Origin of the sequence: Janthinobacterium sp. BJB301, from assembly GCF_002735685.1 — a bacterium.
GTDB classification, from domain to species: domain Bacteria; phylum Pseudomonadota; class Gammaproteobacteria; order Burkholderiales; family Burkholderiaceae_D; genus Janthinobacterium; species Janthinobacterium lividum.
The window spans coordinates 2992467-2999788 of record NZ_PDZJ01000001.1 but is presented as its reverse complement, the minus strand read 5'-3'; the positions used below and the strand labels follow the sequence as shown (position 1 = coordinate 2999788).

The 7322-nt window shown below is 66.0% G+C and carries 8 protein-coding genes; 1 reads left to right on the top strand and 7 read right to left on the bottom strand.

Translation table 11 applies throughout. The features are described 5' to 3' along the window. On the top strand, positions 1–239 hold a 239-nt coding region (locus tag CSQ91_RS28940; protein ID WP_180278417.1), incomplete at its 5' end, for a hypothetical protein. A 69-nt stretch (positions 240–308) separates the two neighbouring features. On the opposite strand, the gene CSQ91_RS13405 is transcribed toward CSQ91_RS28940, so the two are convergent. From CSQ91_RS13405 to CSQ91_RS13375, 7 genes are all read right to left on the bottom strand, one after another. Beyond that, positions 309–1025, bottom strand: a complete 717-nt coding sequence (locus CSQ91_RS13405) for a glycosyltransferase (protein ID WP_034789143.1) — start codon at positions 1023–1025, stop codon at positions 309–311. Then, the gene (locus CSQ91_RS13400; RefSeq protein WP_099388699.1) at positions 1022–1651 is read right to left on the bottom strand and encodes a class I SAM-dependent DNA methyltransferase; all 630 of its coding nucleotides are present in this window, start codon (positions 1649–1651) and stop codon (positions 1022–1024) included. The genes CSQ91_RS13405 and CSQ91_RS13400 overlap by 4 nt, the downstream gene beginning before the upstream one ends. A gap of 11 nt (positions 1652–1662) precedes the next feature. Next, the gene (locus CSQ91_RS13395) at positions 1663–2433 is read right to left on the bottom strand and encodes a PIG-L deacetylase family protein (protein ID WP_099388502.1); all 771 of its coding nucleotides are present in this window, start codon (positions 2431–2433) and stop codon (positions 1663–1665) included. 1 nt (position 2434) lies between these two features. Then, a complete protein-coding gene (locus CSQ91_RS13390; RefSeq protein ID WP_099388501.1) occupies positions 2435–3463 on the bottom strand; it encodes an acyl-CoA dehydrogenase in 1029 nt (342 codons plus the stop codon). A gap of 130 nt (positions 3464–3593) precedes the next feature. After that, on the bottom strand, positions 3594–4280 hold the full coding sequence (locus CSQ91_RS13385) for a hypothetical protein (RefSeq protein ID WP_143451028.1): 687 nt from the start codon (positions 4278–4280) through the stop codon (positions 3594–3596). A 61-nt stretch (positions 4281–4341) separates the two neighbouring features. Then, entirely contained in the window at positions 4342–6426 is a 2085-nt protein-coding gene (locus CSQ91_RS13380) for a methyl-accepting chemotaxis protein (RefSeq protein ID WP_099388499.1), read from the bottom strand. Positions 6427–6483: 57 nt separating this feature from the next. Continuing rightward, positions 6484–7275: a TorF family putative porin gene (locus CSQ91_RS13375; RefSeq protein ID WP_180278416.1), complete on the bottom strand. Its 792-nt coding sequence runs from the start codon at positions 7273–7275 to the stop codon at positions 6484–6486. Positions 7276–7322: the final 47 nt, after the last annotated feature.

Sequence of the window (7322 nt, the reverse complement as noted above, 5' to 3'; positions counted from 1 at the left end):
GGCACCAGTTCCAGGGCGCCGATGATGCGCGCCTGGCGTATGCCGACCTGGCGGCCGACGGCCCCGTGTACGTGATCCGCACGGTGCCGCAGCAGACGGGCAACTGGACGGCGGGGCTGGGCGTGAAACTGCTGCTGTCGAACGGCATGACCATTACCCTGGACTACAACAGCAATCTGAACATGGATAGCGGACGTAGCCAGTCGGTGATGTTCGGCATTGCCATGCCGCTCAAGTAATCAGTTAGCTTTCACGCCAGCCCTGATCGCCGGCCCGGAGTCCATCCGGTCCGGCGATTTTTTTTGGGGCTATGTCAGCGTGAGGAGCGGGGACTGTTCCATCGCCGCCACCACCTGCAGCAAGGTGTCGCCAAAGCCGCCGCGTGCCCTGGCATGGCGGCGGGCACTGGTCGTGACGCGCGGCGCGGCGCTCCAGGCGATGTGCGCACCGGACTCTTGCAGGGCCGCCACCATGGCCACGTCTTCGCTGCAAGCCAATGGCGCAAAGCCGCCGGCGCGCAGGTAGGCACTGGCACGTACGCCGAAGTTGGCACCATGGATGTGGCGGTGGCCGTCGGCATCGGTGTAGGTGCGGGCGTAGTGTTCACGCAGCGCATCGGCGTTGGCCCCGTGCGGCGACCAGTCGTCCACGGCCACCGTGCCGCAGACGGCATCGGCGTTCAAGCCCAGCTGGGTACTCAGCCAGGAGGGCGAGACGCGCGTGTCCGCATCCGTAAATGCCAGCCAGCGTGCACCTTGCTGCAGCAGCAGCTGCGCGCCGGCGGCGCGTGCCGCGCCCACGTTATGGGCATTGACGGCGATGCAGTCGAGGCGCCAGCGCAGGTCTGCCTGCATGGCGTGCGCCAGCACGATGCGCTGCGACTGGTCGCTGCAGGCGTCGAGCACGATGACGATGCTGACGGCTTCGCCAGACAGCAGCGGACAGGTGGCGGCAAAGCGCAGCGCCGCCAGGCAGTCGCCCAGGCACGCTTCCTCGTCATGTACGGGAACGACCACGCCTATCATGCGAAGCCCTCGCGTTGCGCCACCCAGCGCGCATCGTTGGACCAGATCTCCAGCAGGAAGTCGGTTTCCTCGTGGCGCAGCACCCGGTGCAGACCGTGCGCGTCCTGGAAGACCGCATGCACGCGCACGGTCGAGATGATGCGCTGCGCAAACGGCGCGCGCCAGTGGCAGGCGACGATGCCGCCGCCCGGCGCCAGGCTGGCGATGCTGTGTTCGACCACGCGCGCCAGTTCTTCCGGCGACAGGTAATAGGCGATCTCGCTGAAGACGATCAGGTCGAATTTCCCGGCGCCGGGCGGGATGCGCGGCCAGTCCTGCGGCAGCCGGTGCTGTGCGAGGGTGACATGCGCATCCTGTTCCGCGTCCTGCAGGCGCTGGAGGGCCAGGCGCAACGCTTCGGCCGAGAGATCGGCCGCCAGCAGGCGCTCGCAGCGCCGTGCCAGTTCGACCGTCAATTCGCCGTTGCCGCAGCCCGGTTCATACGCGTGGCGGTAGCGCTGCTGCGGCAGGCTGGCCAGCAGCAGGGCCCGCTTGCGTTCCTCGTACCAGCGCTGGCGCACCAGCCACGGGTCGGCATCTTGGCGGTACAGCTGCTCGAAATAGCTGCCGCGCTGGTCGTCTGGCATGGACGAGGCATTCATAGAAAATACACTTCGCAGGCGTGCAGCAGGCGCTGCAAGGCATCGCCAGCCACGATGGCGGGACGGCCGGTAGACGGATCGGCATCCATCTGGCTGGCGAAGCAGCGCAGGGCGGCGCGCTTGCGCTGCAGGATCGGGTCCGGCAATGGCAGGCGATGCGCGCGGTGCCATGGTACGCGCGCATCGCCGGGCGCGGCCCAGTGCCAGCCCCAGACGGGCATTTCCACCAGGGTGGCGCCGCTGGCCGAGCATGCCGCAGCGCAGGACCAGCCACAGGCTTCATGGTCCGGGTGGCCATCCAGGCGCCAGGTGGTAAACACCGTGTCGCCGGGACGCAGCTGCGCTGCCAGGGTCGTGCTCAGCTGCGGCGTCATGGCTTCTCCACTGCCATCGGGCAGGTGCAGGCGCAGCCACGCGGGCGACGTCAGCCCCAGTACCTGCAGCGCTTGCGCGGATTCCTGCGGACGCACGCGGCGCAGGCGTTCCTGCGGCCAGAGTGGGGAGCCCGGGTGGCTGGCGTCGCCATCGGTGACGGCGACGAACAGCAGTTCGCTGCCCTGCGCCGCCAGCAGCTGCAGCAAGCCGCCGCAGGCGAGGATTTCATCGTCGGGATGGGGCGCGACGATGACGGCGCGCGATCCCGGCGGCACCAGTGTGTGGGCGCCGATGGCGGGGATATCGTTCAGCCCCGGCCAGGATAGCCAGACGTCGTCCGGCGTGCCGCGGCCTTCGATGCGGCGCGCATGCGTATCGGGAAGGGCGGGCATGTCAGAGCGCCCAGGGATGGTCTTCGGCACCGGCGACGATGCCGCCTAGCACGGCCTGATCGCGTTCCGCATGGCTTTGGCGCAGGAAGACGGGCAAGTCGGCCACCAGGCGGGCGAAGCGGGCATCGCGGCACAGGGGGCCGGCGCCGAGGGCGCGCGTGGCCAGGTGCAGGACCAGGGTGGCGGCATCTTCCACCGCCAGGCGCAGGCGCAGCGCCAGGCCCATGACGTCGCGCTGCGGCTGTGCGTCGATTTCAGCGGCGCCTTCGCGCAGCAGGGCGCCGGCGGCGCGCAGCGCGCAATCGATTTTCCCCAGTTGCGCCAGGCGGACGGGATCGGGGGCGGCGTGCTGCGCGCGCGCATGCAGGTGGCTGGCGACGGCGCAGGCCGCGCCATACCAGGCGGCCGCGATGCCGGCGCCGCCATGCCAGAAACCGGGGCGCTGCAGATACGCGCCCGGCGCACCCACGGGAAAGGCGCGCGCGGCGGAAAAGGTCACGTCGACGCTGGCGCAGGCGAGCATGCCGACGGCTTGCCAGCCTTCGTCCGTGACGTGCACACCCGGCTGCGACAGGGCCACGGAGGCCAGGCAAGCCTGGCCGTCCTCATTCCAGCAGCTGATCAAGGCGTGGCTGAGGCCATTCGCGCCGGAACACCATGCCTTGCGTCCATCGAGCACATAGCGGCCATCGGCTGCCTGCTGCAAGCGGACGCGCGCGCCCGGCATTTCCGCACACCAGACACCCCAGCTGCTGCCGGCCGGCACGCCGGGGCCATCGATTTCCGCCAGGATGGCGAGCGCATCGGTATGGCCTTCATACAGCTTGAGCAGGGAGAGGTCGATGGCGGCGATGGCGGCCAGCATTTGCCAGCGCTGCAGAGTGGCGCCGTGGCCGGGCAGGGGCAGCTGGTCCAGTCCCGCCTCGCGCAAGCGGCGCAAGCCTTCGACGGGGGAGAAAGTGCTGTCGTGTGGCCGCAGCAAGGCGGTCAGCTCGGCGTGGGATGGCAGCGTAAAGGCGGTGGGCGACATGGCAAGCTCCTGTTTTTCAACAGAATAGCTTTCTATTTTCGCAATGTATGTTCGGTTCTACACATATGTTCGCTAACGGACCCGAGGCGCTGAAGCTGCGGGGCCACGGGCTCCGCAGCAAGTTACGCGCTTATTTTTTTACATATAGCATGTCGGGTTCATAAGCGGTGCCGTTATGCGAGAAGGTGTAGAGGTTGTTGTCGCGCAAGACGATGCCACCTTTGATGGTTTGCGCCGGGCGCATGCCTTCGTCGAGCAGGCAGGTGGAGCCGCCTTCATATTCGATGCACCATTGCTGTTTGCCATCTTTCTTCACGTATTGCACGCCAGGCCCCGTGACGTTGAATGCATAGGCGGGAATGGACAGGTTCAGCTTGTCGATGCGCACGTTGCTCGCGGCACCATTTTCCGTCAGTTTGACCAGAACGTCGACCACGCCATCCGGTGTCGCGCTGATCTTTGCCGTCATGGTTTCCGTCCCCAGCAAGGTGCCGCCGCAGCCGGTCTTGAGATAGGTTTCGGTGGTGGAACTGAGTTCCATGGCGCCGCTGCCATCGGCTTTGGCTGCGACCACCATGATCTCGCGCTCGTGTCCATCGCATGGCGCTTGCCAGGTACCGACATAGGGAGCCAGCGCCGATCCAGCATTGGAATTGCCTGCATCGCCGCCGCCGCCGCCGCAACCTGCCAGCAGTGCGGTGCTTGATGCCAATAAGACTGCCACTATTTTTTTCATGCCCCATCCTTTTATTCCGGCAAGCATGCGTGCCGTGAGCGCGGCAACAGTATAAAAGGATGGATGAGGGGCAATTCTCACCGAATGTATTCGTGACTTGATTTAAGTCAAGAGTAACTCGCTGCCGGCAGGAAAGGCCGGCTTAAAACTCTTCCCAGTCATCGCCTGCCGGCGTCTTGGCTTGCGTTCTTTCCGCTGGCGCCGGCTTGATCGAGGCGAGGCGCTTGCCTGGCGGCGGCGCCTTGACGGCTGGCGGCGTGCGCGGCGCAGCCACTGTCTTCACTGCCGGCACCGCCGCCTGTTGCTGCGCGCCCAGCTTGAACACGCTGACCACCTCGGCCAAATGGCTGGCCTGGTCTTGCAGGCTTTCGGCGGCCGCTGCCGCTTCCTCGACGAGGGCCGCGTTTTGCTGCGTCACGCCATCCATCTGCGCCAGCGCCTGGTTGACCTGCGCGATGCCGTCGCTTTGCTCGGTGGTGGCGACGCTGATGTCGGCCATGATGGCGGTCACCTTGCGTACGCTGTCGACGACCTGTTCCATGGTGGCGCCCGCCTCATCGACAAGCTTGCTGCCGACGGCCACCTTGCCCACGGAATCGTCGATCAGCAGCTTGATTTCCTTCGCTGCCGCCGCGGAGCGCTGCGCCAGGTTGCGCACTTCCGTGGCGACGACGGCGAAACCGCGCCCCTGTTCGCCCGCGCGCGCCGCTTCCACTGCCGCGTTCAGGGCCAGGATATTCGTCTGGAAGGCGATGCCGTCGATGACGCTGATGATGTCGACGATCTTGTTCGACGAATCATTGATCGAGGTCATCGTTTCGATCACCTTGCCGACCACTTCGCCGCTCTTTTGCGCCACGTCCGACGCCGAGGCGGCCAGCTGATTCGCCTGGCGCGCATGGTCGGCGTTTTCCTTGACGGTGCCCGTCAGCTCTTCCACCGAGGCGGCAGTCTCTTCCAGCGAACTGGCTTGCTGTTCCGTGCGGGCCGACAGGTCGTTATTGCCTTGCGCAATTTCCGCGCTGGCACGGGCCACGTTGTCGGCGCTGGCTTGCACTTGCAGCAGTACGGCATGGATCTTTTCCACGAAGGCGTTGAAACCCTTGCCGATGACGGCCAGCTCGTCGGTGCCCTTGACTTCCAGCTTGACGCGCAGATCGGCGTCGCCGCTCGACAAATCCGTCATGGTGCGGCCCAGGGTGCGCAATGGACGCGTCAGCTGGTTGACGACGAGGATCAAAATGCCGGCCGTGGCCGCCGCGCACAGCAGGGCGACGATCAGGGTGTAGATCATCAGGTCGCGCGCCGAGGCCGTGGCCACGCTTTTCGGGAAGTTCAGTTCCACGCTCCACGGGGCGATATCGGGGTGGATCTGCAGCGGCTGCAGCAAGTGGATGTAGCCCTTGTCGTCCTCGTATTCATATGGCTGGCCCTGGCGCACTTTCTCCAGGCCGGCGGCCGGCACGTCGTCCGCCTTCTTGCCCAGGCGTTCGGGCACGGGGTGGCTGGCGTACAGGCCGCCATTCGAGATAAGGGCCAGCTTGCCGCCCTCGATTACTTTCAGGTCGGCAAGGATTTTCGCCAGGCGCGTGAGCATGAAGTCGGCACTGGCCACGCCCTTGAAGCTGCCGTCGATCATGATGGGCGCCACCAGCGAGGCCATCAGCACATCCTTGCCGTCGACGGGATAGATATACGGTTCCGTAAAGTAAGTCTTGCCGGTGCGCTTGGGCACGTCGTACCAGTCGTTGGCGCCCGGTTTCGGGTCGAAGACGATGGGTTCGACTTGCAGCTTGCCGCCGGCGCCGCGCGTCCAGTAGGGCATGAAGCGGCCGCTGGCGTCGTAGTACGGCTTCTGGTTGGCGAAATCCGCATCCTTGCCGTCGAGCGCGTTCGGCTCCCACGTCACGGCCGAACCCAGCAAGTCTTCCGAGCTGGTCAGCGTCGCCTTGGTCAATTCATTGATCTGCTCGCGCTGCAGGGGCAAATTTGCGCTTTTGGTGCCGCGCATGGCGCCGGCCAGGCTGGATACGCTGGACAGGTTGCTGGCGATGCGGGCCTGCAGGGCGCCCGCCACTTCGCGCGCCGACGTGCGCGCCAGGTCCAGCGCGGCCGCTTCGGCGCTGGCGCTGCTCTTGTAGCCGATCACGGCCGCCGTGACGCCGAGGCTGAGGACGGCGAGCGCGGTGGCGGCGACGCAGATTTTACTGTTCAGTGAGAGTTGCATGAGGCTGTTCCTTGATGGGGATGGATATCGGTGTCATGGGCGTCGCGGGTAGCGCGCCTAGAAGGTCTTGCTGACGGCCAGCACGACGGTGGCCGCGGCGGGATTCGATGTGTCGAACTGGCCGGCCGCATTCGGGATGCCCAGGGTGTAATGGTCGTAGGCATCGGTGGCGCCCCAGGCGCGCGTGATGGCGGCGCTGGCGCTCCAGCCGCCGTCGAAGGCCCTGGTGGCGCCGATCTTGGCGTCGCGCCAGTTCCAGATGGCATTGCCCGTGCCTGCCACCCGGCCATTGCCGGCGTGCAGGTTCAAGGTCCAGGCATTGCCCAGGTCGACATTCGCGCCCACGTCGAGGTAACCCGTGCCGCGCGCATGCGTGATGCCAAAGAAGTCGCGCGTGACGGTATGGTTGTATTTGGCGTACAGCATCTTGTAGCTAAGGCCCAGCGACAGTTCGCCATAGTCATACTTGACACCCGTGGCGCGGTAGACGGCGCCCGGATACTTGTAGTAATACGCGAGCATGCTGTAGCCCAGTTCTCCCACCGTGCCGCTGTAGCCGCCGTACAGGTCCCATTCGATGGTCGCATCCTCGATATAGCGGTCGCTGACGGTGGAAGCCCAGGTGCCCAGCGACCAGCCGCTCGGGTGCGCGTAGTCAACGCCCGCCTGCAGGGCGGGCTTGCCCCAGGTCTGGCGAAAGCCGCGCGAAATGTATTGCGAAGTGAGGCTGGCATTGGCGCTGAAGGTGGCGGCAGGATTGTCCGTCGTCTGCGCCTGCACGGGCAGGGCGGTCAGCAGGAGGAGGCAGCCGAGCAAGGGTGTTGCAGGAAAATGGTGGTGCGATGGCATGGCAGTCAGCTCCGTATTTGCTGGCAGCGGCCGTCCAGGCGCGTTGC

Bases quoted from the DNA above. Each gene is read 5' to 3' on its own strand.
- CSQ91_RS13405 (WP_034789143.1), bottom strand. From the start codon at position 1,025: ATGATAGGCGTGGTCGTTCCCGTACATGACGAGGAAGCGTGCCTGGGC.
- CSQ91_RS13400 (WP_099388699.1), bottom strand. From the start codon at position 1,651: ATGCCAGACGACCAGCGCGGCAGCTATTTCGAGCAGCTGTACCGCCAA.
- CSQ91_RS13395 (WP_099388502.1), bottom strand. From the start codon at position 2,433: ATGCCCGCCCTTCCCGATACGCATGCGCGCCGCATCGAAGGCCGCGGC.
- CSQ91_RS13390 (WP_099388501.1), bottom strand. From the start codon at position 3,463: ATGTCGCCCACCGCCTTTACGCTGCCATCCCACGCCGAGCTGACCGCC.
- CSQ91_RS13380 (WP_099388499.1), bottom strand. From the start codon at position 6,426: ATGCAACTCTCACTGAACAGTAAAATCTGCGTCGCCGCCACCGCGCTC.
- CSQ91_RS13375 (WP_180278416.1), bottom strand. From the start codon at position 7,275: ATGCCATCGCACCACCATTTTCCTGCAACACCCTTGCTCGGCTGCCTC.